Source organism: Balneola sp. (genome assembly GCA_002694685.1).
Classification (GTDB): domain Bacteria; phylum Bacteroidota; class Rhodothermia; order Balneolales; family Balneolaceae; genus Gracilimonas.
The window spans coordinates 624,330-639,637 of record NZMW01000001.1; the positions used below are offsets into that span (position 1 = coordinate 624,330).

Below are 15,308 nucleotides of genomic sequence, written 5' to 3' on the forward strand. Positions count from 1 at the left end.
TTTTAAACTTATTGTCTGGTGCCGTATATTTGGGCACACTAATTTATTACTTATGATTCATCAGTTTACTAAAGAAAATATTGACGCCATAGGAAAAGTCCTTGGAACAACTCCAAAACCACTTGGGAATGATGTATTCCGTTTCGAAGTGAAAAATGAGGAAGAGCCCCGCAAATTGGCTCTGGAAATTCACCTTGGGCTTGACGTCAATGAAGAGCAAATGAACATGGTATCGGTGTATGCCTACAATACCTTTCTTCAACTCCACAACTGCACTGCTTTTGTGGCTAGTGAAATGCTTCAGCAAGTTACCTTTTTCGGGAAGTCAGGATCTAAAACATCTGGCCTGATTGTTGAAAAAACAGCAGGGTGTAGCCTGTATGCCAACGTAGATAATTCCATACTTAGTGGCGATTTCACTCAACTCCCTGAAGACTTGATGATGTGCGGTATTGCCCTTTCTCTGACAGAGTCTATGGATGACGACTTCACCTTTTAAAGGTCTATGATTTGAGCAATGAAACTCCTTCTCCCCTTCAAATTTTTAATGAGAGTGAAGTAAAAGTTCCGCTTCGGCAAAAGAAGGCTGAGTCAATTCTTAACATGATCTCAGACCAGGAAAGCATAAGTTTTACTCTTGTTGAAATTGTTTTTGTGAGTGAAGAAGAAATTGTTCGTATTAATAAAGAACATCTCGACCGGTATTATGTAACCGACATTATTTCATTTCGGTATGATGACGGGCAAGAATCAGATGATCAGTCGGCCATTGAAGGAACCCTGTACTGCTGTGCTCCTCGTATTATAGAACAATCAGCTGAGTTTAAAGAACCTGTGGAGCGTGAATTTCAACGAATTTTTATTCACGGCCTCCTTCATCTTGCAGGATATGAAGACACATCAGATAAAGAAAAAGCAGCGATGACCAAGCTCGAGAATAAATATTTAGCATTGGCAGAAGCAGCTAACAAATAGGGTGTTTCTTCGTACAGCATTCACAAAAAAAGCGGATGGACAAAGAAGAAAATTCAAATATCATTAAAGAGCGGAGTAAACAATACGGAACCCAGCTTTGGGATCTAATTCGTACACAAGTAGATAAACATTCTTCTGTTCCGGAAACCATATCGGAACAAAGCATCCCTCCCAAGAAAGTAAGTGAACATCGCTGGTTAATGAACTTGCTGTTTATAGTTCCCTATATTTTATTAGCCGTATTTGGGGTTTCTTTCTTTTGGGACTTTAATGGAATGTCGGCTACTCTGTTTGATCTCTCCTTTTCCTTTGAAGGACTACTTCGCATAATTAGCATAAGTGGCCTGATTGGTTTTTTGACGAACTGGCTGGCTATCACTATGCTCTTTCGTCCCACCCACCGACGGCCAATATTAGGTCAGGGACTTATTCCCGCACAGAAAGACCGGATTGCCTATCGTTTAGCAAGCGCAGTTTCTGAAGACCTTATCAATCCTGAAATAATAAAACATAAGATTCAGGAATCCGGAGCTATTGCAAAGTATCGGGAGAAGGCTACCGTTTACGTAAAGAATATTATCGATGACCCGGAATTCAGGGAAAACCTTAAGGCGTTGGTCGTTAGCTATGTGGATGAGATGATTGCAGATCCTGAAGTAAGATCCTCTATAGCCCAAAAACTTATCCGCCAAATTGATGACGCCATCGATGAAAATTCATTCGAGAAAGTTGCCCTCAAAGCCTACAGTTTTTTAAAAGGTCAAGAGATGCAGGATTTAGTTGAAAGTGCTCTTATTAAACTCCCAACCGGCATTGAGAATGGATTGAATAAGATGGATGTCTTTTTGGATGAACTCCCGGACAAACTGGATGAGCATGGCGCTGTAATTGAAGAGCTGGTGACTAATCTTTTGTACAAACTTATCAACCAGCTTGATGTACATGCGCTTGTAGAAGACAATCTGCGGCAATACGACGAAAAGAAGCTTGAAAAACTCATCAAAAATGCCAGTAATGATCAGCTCCAGTACATTCAGTATTTAGGAGCCGTTCTCGGTACTTTTGGGGGCTTTATTATTTGGGAGCCGGTTGCCAGTCTTGTTGTTTTAACCGTTATTATTGGTTCAACTGTTGCTGCAGATATTGTTCTACATAGAATGAAACAGAACATTTAAACGTTGGTATTTATCAAAATAAAATAACCTGATACTTTTTTATGAATCACTTTTCGAAGCTCTTCACCCTTCTTTTTCTGGTACTTTTTTCAATCAGCTGTGCCGGAACTAAATCTACTTTAACCACAGAAACAACAACTTCCGAAAACACTGAATCAGAGGTGAATTCGGAGACTGAAGTAGAAGCTGTTTCCGCTGCTGAAACCTGGCATCTCACTCCTGCCAATTCCACGCCTTATTATGGTACCGGTGTAGAAAAAGCTTATGCAGAGCTATTAGCCGATAAGGCTCCTGGAGAAAAGGTAATTGTAGCTATCATTGATTCGGGTACAGATATCGAACATGAGGATCTGGAAGCCAATGTTTGGGTGAATGAAGATGAAATCCCCGGAAACAGAACCGACGATGATGGAAATGGTTACGTAGATGATGTTTATGGCTGGAACTTCATTGGGGGCCCGGATGGCTCGCACGTTAATAAAGACACCTATGAGCTCACCCGTCTCTATTCCAAGCTGAGCAATAAGTATATGGGTATGAGTAAAGATTCAGTTTCGGAAGAGAACCTGGAGGAATACGAATATTATCAGGAAATAGAAGAAGCCTATAACAGAAGAGTAGAACAGAATAACAGGAACCTAAATCAGGTTGGGCAGTCAGCACAAGCTATTTTGTTTGCCAAACAAACACTGAATGTCTCAAACATCGATTCCGTATCTACCGAAGACCTGCAAATTTCAGAAGGTGATACTCAGCAAATGCAACAGGCCAAACAAATCATGAGCTACCTTTTGAATAACGGTGCTACTGAGTCTGATATCAGTGAACTTCAGGAATATTACGAGCACCTTCAGGGCTTAGCTAATTATGGATTAAATCCGGATTTCAACCCAAGAGATATTGTCGGCGATGATTATGACGATCTCAGAAACCGTTTTTATGGAAATAATGATGTAATCGGTCCCACCAGCGATCATGGAACACACGTTGCAGGAATTGTTGGGGCCATCAGAGATAACAACCTTGGCGCCACCGGTATTGCTGATATCGAGCTTATGATTCTTCGTACCGTCCCTGACGGCGATGAACGAGATAAAGATGTAGCTAATGCTATTCGCTACGCTGCAGAAAATGGAGCCCGTGTGATTAACATGAGTTTCGGAAAAGGCTACTCCCCTCGAAAATTTTATGTAGATGATGCGATTCGCTATGCCGATAGCGTAGGGGTACTTATGATTTCAGGTTCAGGAAATGGAAGTGAAAATGTTGATTCTACTGACTCATACCCAACCCGTTACTATGATGACGGTGGATTTGCGACCAATTACCTCCGTGTTGGAGCTTCTTCCTGGCAATCTGATTCCATGCTGGTAGCTAGTTTCAGTAACTACGGCAAAGAAAACGTAGATATTTTTGCTCCGGGCGTAGATGTCTATTCTACTTATCCCAATAACGAATATAAAATGGAAAGCGGGACAAGCATGGCTTCACCGGTAGTTGCGGGTGTCGCAGCTTTAATTATGTCTTATTACCCTGAACTATCTGCAACTGAGGTTAAGAGCATTATTTTAGAAACGGTAACCAAAGTTGATCAAGTTGTTTATAAGCCCGGAACTCAGGAAGGCATTCCTTTTTCTCAACTATCTTCTACCGGCGGAATTATCAATGCCTATGAAGCTCTAAAACTAGCCGAAGAAAGGTCTCAACAATAGAATATTGCCAGACTCAAACCCACAATATGACGCAGTAGTTATCGGTTCAGGTCCTAATGGACTAAGTGCAGCTGTTCGTCTATCTCAAGAGGGTTTAAAAGTCATAGTATTAGAAGCTAAACCGACCATTGGTGGCGGAACCCGAACACAGGAACTAACGGAACCGGGTTTTCTGCATGATGTCTGTGCAGCTGTAGTTCCAACAACGGCAGGATCGCCTTACTTAAACTCTCTTGGATTAGATAAGTATGGGCTAGAGTTCATTCACCCTGAAATTCCCTATGCCCACCCTCTTGATCATGGAGGTGCAGCCATCGCTCATCGATCAATTGAAAAAACTGCGGATGGTCTTGGAGTAGATGGCCGTGCCTACAAACGCCTTTATGGAGAGTTTGTTGACCATTGGGATTACCTCTCTAAGGATGTTTTCGGAACTCTGCGCCTACCTAAGCATCCGCTATTGATGGCTCGGTTTGGTTGGTATGGCCGGTATTCTGCTAAGCATTTAACAAATTCATTATTCAAGACAGAAAAGGCTAAAGCGTTGTTTGCAGGTTGTGCGGCGCACAGTATCATGCCACTCACCAATGCTTTTAGCGCTTCATTTGGATTGGTTTTAGGAAGTTCAGCTCACTCAGTTGGGTGGCCCATCGCCAAAGGCGGTACTGCTTCCATAACAAATGCTTTGGCTGAGCTTCTGAAAGCAAATGGCGGGATTATCCAAACAGATCATGAAGTAGATTCTTTGGATGATATACCTTCCGCAAAAACAGTTTTATTTGATTTGACCCCTCAACAAATTTCTAATATTGCCGGTGATCGGATTCCAAAAAAATACAAAGAGAAACTCGATGCCTTTGAATACGGGCCCGGTGCCTGTAAGGTAGATTGGGCATTATCTGAACCGGTTCCATGGACCAATGAGGAATGCAGAAAAGCCGGCACTCTTCATCTTGGTGGCACTTTTGATGAAGTGGCAGAAGGTGAAGACGTTATTTGGAAAGGTAAACATCACGACAAACCGTATGTTTTACTTTCTCAGCCTAGTCTATTTGACGGCACTCGTGCCCCAGAAGGAAAGCACACCCTTTGGGCTTATTGCCACGTTCCTAACGACTCCAAAGAAGACAGAACCGAGGTCATTGAAAATCAGATAGAGCGATTTGCTCCCGGTTTCAAAGATACCATTATCAGCAAGAATACTATTACCGCACAGGGTTTTGAGCAATATAATTCGAACTACATCGGCGGTGATATCAATAGTGGTGCACAGTATTTCAAACAACTCTTTGGTCGGCCAGTTTTGAAGTGGAACCCTTATAAGATGCCGGTAGACGGAATGTACATTTGTTCTTCTTCCACCCCGCCGGGCGGTGGCGTTCATGGGATGTGTGGCTACCATGCAGCTCAATCTGCACTCAAAAATGAATTTGGAATTTCGTCTGATAAAAGCTGAGATAAGCGTATCTTAAACCATGCTTAAATCGCTACATACGACCATTCAAAATCTGCGGCCGGATTCCAAAAAAATCCAGCAAAAATCTCCCAAATGGACGCTATTCAGCATGGCTATTGCACTGCTGATTTCGATTCCAATACTCACGGTCGTATTCTCAATTTTTACTCCTGCAGGAGAAATTTGGAGTCACCTTGCTGAAACAGTGCTTAGTGACTACATCCAAAACTCACTGCTTTTAATTTCTGGTGTAACTTTTGGGGTGATATTGGTTGGGGTTTCTTCTGCCTGGCTTATTACCATGTGTGAGTTTCCGGGGCGGCGCTTTTTTGAATGGGCTTCTATCCTCCCTTTTGCAATTCCGGCCTATTTAATGGCTTACATCTATACCGATTTTCTGGATATTACCGGGCCCTTTCAAACCACCATCAGAAATCTCTTTGGCTTAGGCATAGATACTTATTCGTTTCCTAACATCAGGTCTATCGAGGGTGCTATTTTGATCATGTCACTCTCTTTCTATCCATATGTGTATATGTTGGCGAGATCTTCTTTTCTATCTCAATCAACCAATCTGCTTGAAGCCAGCCGGATAATGGGATATTCTACCTGGCAAAGCTTTTTTAGAGTGGCTTTACCTGTAGCCCGCCCGGGTATAGCGGCAGGACTTGCCCTCGCCCTCATGGAGACCCTTAACGACTTCGGGACAGTTCAGTATTTTGGTGTGCAAACGTTTACTACCGGTATTTATCGAACTTGGTTTGGGTTGGGTGAACGTCCAGCAGCAGCTCAGCTTGCCGCTTTCCTTTTATCCTTTATTGTTGTTCTATTGATTTTAGAGCGGTGGTCCCGAAATAGAATCAGTGATGAAAAATCCAACTCTGCACGCTTTAAAAGACTCAACCGTTTTGATTTAGGCGGCTTGAAAGCCTGGACAGCATTTACAGCTTGTTTTCTGCCCGTTTTATTAGGCTTTATACTCCCCGTGATTTTATTACTGGAGATGTTTTTTTCCAATCTGAATTATCTGGATTTCAAATTTCTGGAATTAGCTCTCAACTCATTTACGGTCTCAGCAATCACAGGAATACTGGCAGTGACACTGGCTTTGGTGATGGCTTATTCAGCTCGACTTAATCCAACCAAATCTGTAAAACTGTTCAATCGAATCAGTTCTTTGGGATATGCTATTCCCGGATCCGTTATAGCAGTTGGCGTTTTAATTCCATTTGGCCTCTTTGATAATACCATAGACGCCTTTTTTAGAGATAAACTAGGGTTTTCAACCGGACTTCTTCTAAGTGGAACCATGTTTGCCATGGTTTTCGCCTACCTGGTTCGCTTTCTTTCAGTTTCATTTGGAGGCGTTGAAGCCAGCATGGAAAAAATCACCCCAAACATGGATGAAGCCGCCAGAGGAATGGGTTACACCTTCGGCAAAGTATTAAGAAGGATTCACATCCCAATGATGTCGGGAGGACTTCTCACTGCCGGTTTACTGGTGTTTGTAGATGTGATGAAGGAATTGCCTGCCACTCTTATCGTGCGCCCCTTTAACTTCGACACGCTTGCCGTCCAGGTATATAGATATGCCTCTGATGAACGACTGGCAGAATCCGCCGGAGCGGCATTGATGATTGTTCTAGTAGGGATTATTCCGGTTATCATCATCAGCCGAACCATTGCTAAATCCCGGAAATCAGAAACGCAGTAGTTTCTTCAAAACATAAAGCAGCTGCAGGTCTGAAGACCTTTGCTCATATATTATTGAAATTGAATCCGGCTATGAACCATTATTATTGACCCGAATTAATACTAGTAATACTGGTTCCAGAGCACCGCTTCTGAGCACCGCTTCTGAGCACCGTAACGAGTATCAAATTCTGTCATAAACAAGCGAAGGTCTTCAGACCTGATGCAAAAAAAGGAACACCAAATATCGAAGCTCTTTACTTCAACATTCAATGTTCCTTATTCAATATTCATTATTCCGCAGCCGGTTTATTTCCAGCCGGCTCGGTCCATAATTTGAATGGCTTCCGGGTTATTTCTTCCCAGAGCAGATACGTTTACAGCGTCGCTCTTAAACTCACCAAAGCTCTCTAAAACTTCAGCAAGCTCAGCATCATCGTTGATTGGATATTCATTATTTCCACCGATGAAATACTCTTGTGCTTCCGGAGTGGTTAAGTATTCCAGAAATTTAATCGCGTTTTCTTTGTTAGGAGAGTTTTCCAGAATTCCGGCTCCACTGATGTTGATGTGAGCTCCTCTACCATCTTCTCCCTGATTCGGAAATACAAATTCTACTTTCGAAGCAGCTTCTTTATCCGCCTCGTCATTTCCGGTAATCATAACCGCCAGGTAATAGTGATTGGCAACGGCTACATCACAAACACCGGCAGCAACACCGCGAATCTGGTCGCGATCTCCGCCTTGTGGGTCACGGGCAAAGTTTGCAACCATTCCTTCTGCCCATTCTTCCGTAGCCTCAGCTCCGATGGTCTCAATCATAGAAGCAACCAGTGACTGATTATAGATATTATTGGAAGAACGGATACAAACACGGCCTTCAAAACGAGGATCGGCTAAATCTTCATACGTGAGTTCTTCATAGTTCTCTACGGTCTCCGGATTTGCGACAATCCCACGAACACGTTTTGAAAGACCGATCCATAAGCCCTCTGGGTGACGGAAAGAAGATGGAATTCGTTCTGCTAAGGTTTCAGATTCAAAAGGTTGAAGAATATCAGCTTCTTCAGCTCTCCAAAGTCGACCCGCATCTACGGTAATCAAGATATCAGCCGGGGAATTAAGTCCTTCACTTTTCACACGCTCGATAAGTTCATCGGAACCACCTTCAATAAGGTTTACCTCTATTCCGGTTTGTTCGGTGAATTCAGCATACAAAGCCTGATCAGTATCATAATGGCGGGCTGAATATACGTTTACTTCTTCCTGTGTAGAACAAGAAACAAAAATCATCGCAAGAATTACAAGCGATAGAAATGACGATTTCATAAATAAATAGATTTGTGAGTTTTTTAGTTAGCAACCCAAAACTAAGGTTTATTTAGATGCATTCTAAATAAAATATTTAACCATCCGTAAAAACTTATTCATGGTCTTTAGGATCCAGCCGCCTAAGAGTCTGCCACTGGTACATTCCACTGTTATGCCCGTCTCCCCACGTAATCTGAATAGCGTGATTTCCTACCTGTTCGATATTTCGGATCTCGATCCTCGGAGGATTCTCTTCATGAAAAGCTTCCGGTTCAAAATCTCCCATACTTCCATGTCCACCCCGGCACATTACACAAGGGCAGTTTTTTCGCAGACCATACAAAGGAAACACAGAAGTATGTCCGTCTTCCCATGATATTTCCAGAACCTGTTCTTTATTGCTAACTTCGATGCCCGTTGGCGTTGTAGTTGCGTCCATCAAAACCTATTTTTCAGTGTTAAAAATCTAACCAAAATTAATCAATGCTCTGGATAGTTGTATCAGCATTTGTAGTAGCATCAATAAGTAGTTGGCTCGGTTATAAACGCCTTTTATATCTTGATCAAATCAACCCAAGAAAGCTTTCCTATACCCTTTTGGGTGTTTTAATTGTTTTTTTGATTCTCCAATTCCTCCATAGAATCGGATATTTTCCGGAGGCTGTTGCGGGAGCCTTCATGGCAAATGTGTATGCCTCTTCCTTTGGATTTTTTCTGGGAGCCGCTATTCAACAGTTTAATCAGAAAAGTAATTATGGCGAGATTACTTATGTGAACCGCTCATTCTGGACAGATATCTTCCCCAATATCGTAACGATTGGCTTGATCCTGTTTGGACTGCAACGAACGGCTCTTTTTTCGGATTTACCCATCACCCCGATCCGTATCACTTCCGGACTATCAATTATCGCAATCGGAGCCTATAGTTTTACCATCCGTTTAGTACCCGAGTTACGCAAAAAGGGGCTTGTACTTCTGGATCGAAAGATTAGTTGGGATGACTTCCTTACCTACTCCTGGTTTTCCGAAGGTATTATTGAAATTGAGTATAAGCTGAATGATGAAATCCGTAGCTTCAAAACGATGATTCCTGATGAAGATGAATTGTTCGTTGAAAAAATGCTCTCAAAAAAGATTGCCGAAAAGCTCGAGAAAGACGAATTTGACGAGTATGAAGAGATTGATTGACAGTTGACAGTAAGATATTTCCAGCTAACCAACCAGTTCCAATCTATTTTAAATTTTGAATCAATAATTTTGAATTCCCATGGCCTCATTTGATATCGTAAATAAAGTTAACACACAGGAAGTTGATAACGCCATCAACAACACCCTAAAAGAAATTAGTACCCGCTACGACTTTCGTGGACTCCATACCGAAGTAGAATTTCACAGCAAAGAAAATAGAATACATTTAGTGGCTGCTGAAAGCATGAAAATGGAAGCAGTTAAAGATATGCTGATTAAGAATTTCATTAAGAGAGGAGTTAGCCCAAAAGTGCTGGATTTTGGCGATCCTCAGGGCACTTCACAGGGGCATCTAAAAATGGATATAGCGATGAAAGAAGGAATTGACCGGGAAACCGCTAAGAAAATCGTGAAAGAGATTAAGAGCCTGAAAGCAAAGGTAAATCCAGCCATCCAAGACGATCAGGTTCGCGTTGATGGAAAGAAAATTGATGATTTACAGGCTGTTATCAAACATCTGAAATCCAAAGATATGGGTGTTCCTCTCCAGTTTGTGAATATGAAGTGATTCGGTGAAGCGGTTATATATGGTGATTTTTTTGAAAATATTGTAAGGATCTCTTCTCGATTTGCTCTTACTCTTTAAATGAGAATTAATATTGAGAAATGACATTTAAGGAGTGGGAGAATAAAGTTCCAAAAGAAATCACGAATGATATAGTCTGGAAAATCGAAGCTTATAGATTTGGCCTTTTTCTATCAGATGCCTGTTGGAAAGATTCCAGCTCAATTATTGCTGAAAAAAGGTTTGCCCTAGCAGATCAGTTATATAGGTCAGTTGGATCTATAAGTGCAAATATAGTAGAGGGTTATTCGAGGCTATCAAATAAGGAAAAGGCTCGGTTTTGTGAAATTGCACTCGGTTCAGCAAGAGAAGCACGGGATTGGTATTTCAAGAGTAGACATATCATAGGTGAAGAAACTGCTCAAACACGGATAATCATGCTCACATCCATAGCCAGGCTACTTCAAAGTATGATATCAAATCACAGAAAATACGGTAGCTAATTCCCACCATATCACCATATCACTTAAAATACCTATCCCACTCTACCATAATGCATTTGTTGCGGACGTAAGGGAGTTGATTTTCTTCTGCGATCTGTTCGGCTTCCGGTGATGATACATCTAACTGGGTCCACACTATTGGGTTTTGGCTCGTCTTCTCTTTCCAGTCAGCGACTTCTTGTACAGCATCTGCTGCATATTCTGAGTTTCGGAACACATTCACCATATCTATTTGGACGTCTTCAGGGATATCATTTATGCTATTGTAGCATTTCTCTCCAAAGATTTCCTCGGCTTTGGGATTTACAGGAATCACCCTGTAGCCTTTCTCCTGCAGGAATTTTGCTGCGTAGTTACTTGTGCGATACATATCCGGTGAGCAGCCAATCATGGCTATTACCTTAGCCTCTGAAAGGGCCTCATTGATATTACTAATTGTTTCAATCATTAAAACCTGTCTCCATTACCGTCAATTGTACTCAAAGATCCTTATCTTAAAGCAGTTAATCACTATAAACTAAAAATAACTTATTTATTTTGTCTAAAGTAAAAGACGGTGACACCGTAAAAGTCCATTACACTGGAAAATTAGAAGACGGATCTGTGTTTGACACATCTGAATCCCGAGACCCTCTTGAAGTAACATTGGGCGAAGGCAAATTGATCCCAGGTTTTGAAAAGGCTGTTGTTGGTTTAGCAGTTGGAGATAAAACCACAGCCAATATTGAATCTGCCGATGCTTATGGCGACCGAAGAGAAGATCTGGAGCTATCAATTGAAAAAGACCAGCTTCCTGAAGATGTTGAGCCACAAGTAGGTATGCAACTTCAATTAAATCAACCAAACGGACAACCCGTTCCGGTTCAGATTACAAAAGTAGAAGAGGAAAACATCACGATTGATGCAAACCATCCTCTGGCAGGTAAAGACCTGACTTTTGATATTGAGCTTGTTGAGATCGTAAACTGATCCCGACCTTCTATCAAATTACATGGAGTCTTTCGCAAGGGAGACTCCATTTTTTTTATAAAGAAATATTTTCCTCTACTTTTGTCATCCCGAGTGAACTAATTCAGATAAGGTTTCTGAGTTTGACCACGAGGGATCTCAAAATTAAATAATCAAGTAATTTTAAACCTTGAGATCCTTTCCGTTTTGCATCTTAATTCGGTAAAAACTTCTAAGCGCTCTGGACGACAAGTAGTAAACACCTAAATTCCTTTTCCATGGCCGATTTTTCTCAAAAAAGCACCATTTCCATAACCTGCCCAAAGCGCATCACCCCTTACCTTAAAGATGAGCTTACTAATCTCGGATTTCCGATTCACAAAGTACGTCACGCAGGGATTGAGACCGAAGGCACGCTGAATGACTGCATGATGTTGAATCTGAGCCTTAGAACCGCACATCGCGTTCATTATCGTCTCAAAGATTGCAGACCGCAGAATGGAGATCAGCTTTATGATGAGCTGATGAAGATCCCATGGGAAGATTATATCGATCGGCATGGATATGTAAGTGTTACTTCCTTCATCAATAATAAAACGGTGACCAACACCCAGTTCGCCAATATGAAGGTAAAAGATGCGATTGTGGATCGTATCAGAAACAAAACAGGTACCCGCCCTGATTCAGGACCTAATCTGAATAAAAGTGTTGTTTTTGTGTTTTGGAAGAATGACAGAGCACAGATTTATTTAGATACTTCCGGAGAATCCATTTCGCGCCGTGGTTACCGGACTGAAACCAGCACAGCCCCAATGCAGGAAACACTCGCAGCATCTATGATTTTAGCGAGTAAGTGGAAACCGGGAAATCATTTTATAAATCCGATGTGTGGTAGTGGGACTATCGCTATTGAAGCCGCGCTACAAGCTCTGAATAAAGCTCCAGGCTTGCTAAGGCCTAATTATGGTATCAAGCATATACTTGGCTTTGATGAAGAGCGCTGGAACGATTTAAGGTCAGATTTAAAGAATAAGGCTAACAAAGACTTTGAAGGACGCATCATTGCTACTGATTATGATGTAAGAGCGGTTGATGCTACTCGTAAAAATGCCCGAACTGCCGGCTTAGACCATCTTATTGAAGTGAAAAAGTGTGATTTCAGCGAAACCGAGATTCCCGAAGGAGATCCGGGCGTAATTATGCTGAACCCTCCTTACGGAGATCGTATTGGAAACGAGAAAGATCTTGAGCCGGTGTATGAAGGAATCGGTGATTATTTCAAACAAGAGGCTACCGGTTGGTGGGGATATGTATTTACCGGAAATTTCGATCTCGCCAAGAAAATAGGATTGCGAACCAATCAACGCATTGAGTTTTATAACTCTACCATAGATGCCCGCTTACTGGAATATGAGCTGTACTGATCACAGATTTTGAGGATTTAAGGATGATGGGATTTTTTTAGAATATTCATAAAGTGAATATTTGCTATCTGTGAAATCCCCACATCCTACTAATCTGTAATCCTGTTCTTCTCCTCAATCCATTTGCTCATAAACTTGGTACTTGCAGCCATATGGTATTGTAAGATAGATCCCATAAAGTTCTGTTGCCGATGGCTTTGAAGTTTATCTAAAACTTGATCAATTCCTTTCTTGAAGTGCTTTCTCCAAACCATTTTGTTGTACCTCTGGTTAATAATTTGGATACCATTCTCTTGAGCTGCTAACAACTTTGTGTCATCCAGATACAGCTCAATTGCTTTTTCAGCAAACAGATTGGGATCGTCTTCTATAAAACCCGGCCAGGTCAGGTCACCGTGCATTGACTCAGCTCCAATTGATGTTGTTACACTCGGCGTGCCACACTGCATTGCTTCGATCAGCTTCCCTTTCAGTCCGGCACCGAACCGCAAAGGTGCTAAAAGAACTCTCGAATTACCTACCACCTCTTTTGCGTCTTCTGCCCTCCCCTTTACTAAAAACCCTTGCTTTGGATTATGCAGTTGCTCCACTTTTTGAGAAGAATAGGCTCCATAAATGTGCAGTTCAGCTTCAGGGATTTCCTTCCTTATTAAAGGCCATATCTCTTCCTTCAAATACAATACGGCATTCCAATTGGGTTCGTGTAAGAAGTTACCAATAGATATAAAGTGATTACGTTTATCAATTGGTGTCCAGTTTCTTACAGTATTCTCATTAATATTATCTAACATGAATGGAAGGTGCAAAAGTAAGCGTTCATCAATCCGAAAAACTTCTTTAAGTAACTTCATTTCGTACTCCGAAATTATCAGCGAGAGGTCGCATCGAAGAATACTTGCAATTTCACGCTTAGCCGTATCGTTAAACAAATCTGATTGATTGAACTCCCTCCCTTCTTTCCATGCTTGCTGTCGGGCTAGTCTTAGGCAGTGGAGATCTTCGGTATCCAAAATCTTTAACGCATTCGGGCAACATTCAGTAACGCGCCATCCAAATTGTTCTTCGGTCATAAAACGATCAAACAAAACGATATCCGGATTTAGCTCAATTACAAAATGATCAAAAGAGGAATTGTTTAGCTTAATCTGAGCTGATTGAATACCTAACTCATTTAGCTCAACAGAAAATTCTTTGTTTGAGGCTGCAGCAGCAAAAGTGATATCATAACCCTCAGATTGGAAAAAATCGATAAGCTCAATCATTCTCGAGCCAGCTGCCGATGAAGCAGGTTCCGGCCAGACTTTCCCAATTATCAATACCTTTAACTCTCTACTACTCATGAAATAATATAAACTGACTATTTTTATTAACCATACAATTTAAGACATTTATGCGCCGTTTTATTTACTGTTAATAAATTCAGCAGTCTAAATACTGTCTATTGAGTCGGTACAAACAAATTAATCAGGGAAACAATATGAAATCTTCAAAACTATGGGTTGCCTTTCTTTCACTAATACTTCTGATTGGATTCACAGATAAAATCAATGCTCAAACAGACACTGACACCACAACATATCTGGTAATTAAGAATGACGGTTCAAGATATATTGGGCAAATACTCTCTCAGGATTCCCGTGAAGTAGTGCTGCTCACCAAGGAGCTTGGCGAAATTGCTATTCCAAAGCACGAAATCAAAGAAATCAGAGAGCTAAGTACTGATGAGGTAAATGAAGATGGTTCACTTAAAACCAGCAGTCCTTTCTCAACTCGTTATTATATAACAACGAACGCCCAGGCCGTCTCAAAGGGTGATAACTACATTATTTGGAATTTATATGGCCCTGATATTCAATTTGGAGTAAGTGATAATTTTGGAGTTGGACTAATGACCACTTGGTTTGGCTCACCAATTGTTGGCTCTGCAAAGTACAGTCTCGTTAATGATAAGAAAATAGGTGTAGCTGTAGGAACTCTATTGGGAACAGGGTCATGGGCTTCTCCTGAATACGGTATTGCGGTTCCATTTGGCTCTTTCACTTATGGAAGTATCGAAAAGAATGTATCCTTATCGCTTGGTTATGGAGCCGTCTTTGGACCCGGAAGCTCCGGCGGGTCGCCACTGTTTTCACTGGCAGGCATTAATAGAGTGAGTGAGCGTGTAAGCTTGGTTTTTGACTCTTTTGTAGTAACAGAAGACAGTGAGGTGGCCGCATTGATAATCCCTGCAATAAGATTACACTCAAGTCCGGAAAAAGCATTCCAAATTGGTTTTGCAGCCGTTGCTGCTGATGGAGAGCTATTACCAATGCCCTTCCCTTTTCTGCAATGGTTCAGGAAGTTGTAAAAAGACCGCTCT

At 41.5% G+C, this 15,308-nt stretch carries 16 protein-coding genes; 12 read left to right on the forward strand and 4 right to left on the reverse strand.

Translation table 11 applies throughout. The features are described from left to right. The first annotated feature begins 52 nt into the window (after positions 1–52). The 6 genes from CL667_02700 to CL667_02725 all read left to right on the forward strand — a co-directional run bounded on the left by CL667_02700 (position 53) and on the right by CL667_02725 (position 7,032). Positions 53–499 carry a hypothetical protein gene (locus CL667_02700; GenBank protein ID MAL16596.1) on the forward strand — a complete coding sequence of 149 codons (447 nt, stop codon included), beginning with the start codon at positions 53–55 and terminating at the stop codon, positions 497–499. Between the two features lie 104 nt (positions 500–603). Then, complete coding sequence (gene ybeY, locus CL667_02705) at positions 604–975, forward strand: rRNA maturation RNase YbeY (GenBank protein ID MAL16597.1); 372 nt, start codon at positions 604–606, stop codon at positions 973–975. Between the two features lie 35 nt (positions 976–1,010). Beyond that, positions 1,011–2,150, forward strand: a complete 1,140-nt coding sequence (locus tag CL667_02710) for a DUF445 domain-containing protein (GenBank protein MAL16598.1) — start codon at positions 1,011–1,013, stop codon at positions 2,148–2,150. Between the two features lie 41 nt (positions 2,151–2,191). After that, positions 2,192–3,862, forward strand: coding sequence for a peptidase S8 (locus CL667_02715; protein MAL16599.1), 1,671 nt, complete (start codon positions 2,192–2,194; stop codon positions 3,860–3,862). 4 nt (positions 3,863–3,866) lie between these two features. Then, positions 3,867–5,318 (forward strand): FAD-dependent oxidoreductase, encoded by a 1,452-nt coding sequence (locus CL667_02720; GenBank protein MAL16600.1) that lies wholly within the window; start codon positions 3,867–3,869, stop codon positions 5,316–5,318. A 109-nt stretch (positions 5,319–5,427) separates the two neighbouring features. Then, entirely contained in the window at positions 5,428–7,032 is a 1,605-nt protein-coding gene (locus CL667_02725) for an iron ABC transporter permease (GenBank protein ID MAL16601.1), read from the forward strand. Positions 7,033–7,319: 287 nt separating this feature from the next. On the opposite strand, the gene CL667_02730 is transcribed toward CL667_02725, so the two are convergent. Together CL667_02730 and CL667_02735 are read right to left on the reverse strand one after the other, a co-directional pair. Beyond that, on the reverse strand, positions 7,320–8,339 hold the full coding sequence (locus tag CL667_02730) for a Fe(3+) ABC transporter substrate-binding protein (protein MAL16602.1): 1,020 nt from the start codon (positions 8,337–8,339) through the stop codon (positions 7,320–7,322). Positions 8,340–8,433: 94 nt separating this feature from the next. Then, complete coding sequence (locus CL667_02735) at positions 8,434–8,760, reverse strand: hypothetical protein (protein MAL16603.1); 327 nt, start codon at positions 8,758–8,760, stop codon at positions 8,434–8,436. Positions 8,761–8,804: 44 nt separating this feature from the next. Here CL667_02735 and CL667_02740 point away from each other — a divergent pair, with 44 nt between their 5' ends. The 3 genes from CL667_02740 (at position 8,805) to CL667_02750 (ending at position 10,577) form a co-directional block, all read left to right on the forward strand. Next, positions 8,805–9,509: a hypothetical protein gene (locus CL667_02740; protein MAL16604.1), complete on the forward strand. Its 705-nt coding sequence runs from the start codon at positions 8,805–8,807 to the stop codon at positions 9,507–9,509. Positions 9,510–9,588: 79 nt separating this feature from the next. Continuing rightward, positions 9,589–10,077 (forward strand): YajQ family cyclic di-GMP-binding protein, encoded by a 489-nt coding sequence (locus tag CL667_02745; protein ID MAL16605.1) that lies wholly within the window; start codon positions 9,589–9,591, stop codon positions 10,075–10,077. 98 nt (positions 10,078–10,175) lie between these two features. Continuing rightward, complete coding sequence (locus CL667_02750) at positions 10,176–10,577, forward strand: four helix bundle protein (protein MAL16606.1); 402 nt, start codon at positions 10,176–10,178, stop codon at positions 10,575–10,577. Positions 10,578–10,596: 19 nt separating this feature from the next. Here CL667_02750 and CL667_02755 read toward each other — a convergent pair whose 3' ends face one another. Beyond that, positions 10,597–11,025 (reverse strand): CoA-binding protein, encoded by a 429-nt coding sequence (locus CL667_02755; GenBank protein MAL16607.1) that lies wholly within the window; start codon positions 11,023–11,025, stop codon positions 10,597–10,599. Positions 11,026–11,114: 89 nt separating this feature from the next. Between CL667_02755 and CL667_02760 the strand changes: the two genes are divergently transcribed. After that, positions 11,115–11,546, forward strand: coding sequence for a peptidylprolyl isomerase (locus CL667_02760; protein ID MAL16608.1), 432 nt, complete (start codon positions 11,115–11,117; stop codon positions 11,544–11,546). 257 nt (positions 11,547–11,803) lie between these two features. Continuing rightward, complete coding sequence (locus tag CL667_02765) at positions 11,804–12,949, forward strand: RNA methyltransferase (GenBank protein ID MAL16609.1); 1,146 nt, start codon at positions 11,804–11,806, stop codon at positions 12,947–12,949. 89 nt (positions 12,950–13,038) lie between these two features. Here CL667_02765 and CL667_02770 read toward each other — a convergent pair whose 3' ends face one another. Continuing rightward, on the reverse strand, positions 13,039–14,289 hold the full coding sequence (locus tag CL667_02770) for a glycosyltransferase (protein ID MAL16610.1): 1,251 nt from the start codon (positions 14,287–14,289) through the stop codon (positions 13,039–13,041). A gap of 137 nt (positions 14,290–14,426) precedes the next feature. On the opposite strand from CL667_02770, the gene CL667_02775 reads away from it, so the two are divergent. Further along, on the forward strand, positions 14,427–15,296 hold the full coding sequence (locus tag CL667_02775) for a hypothetical protein (protein ID MAL16611.1): 870 nt from the start codon (positions 14,427–14,429) through the stop codon (positions 15,294–15,296). Positions 15,297–15,308 lie beyond the last annotated feature (12 nt).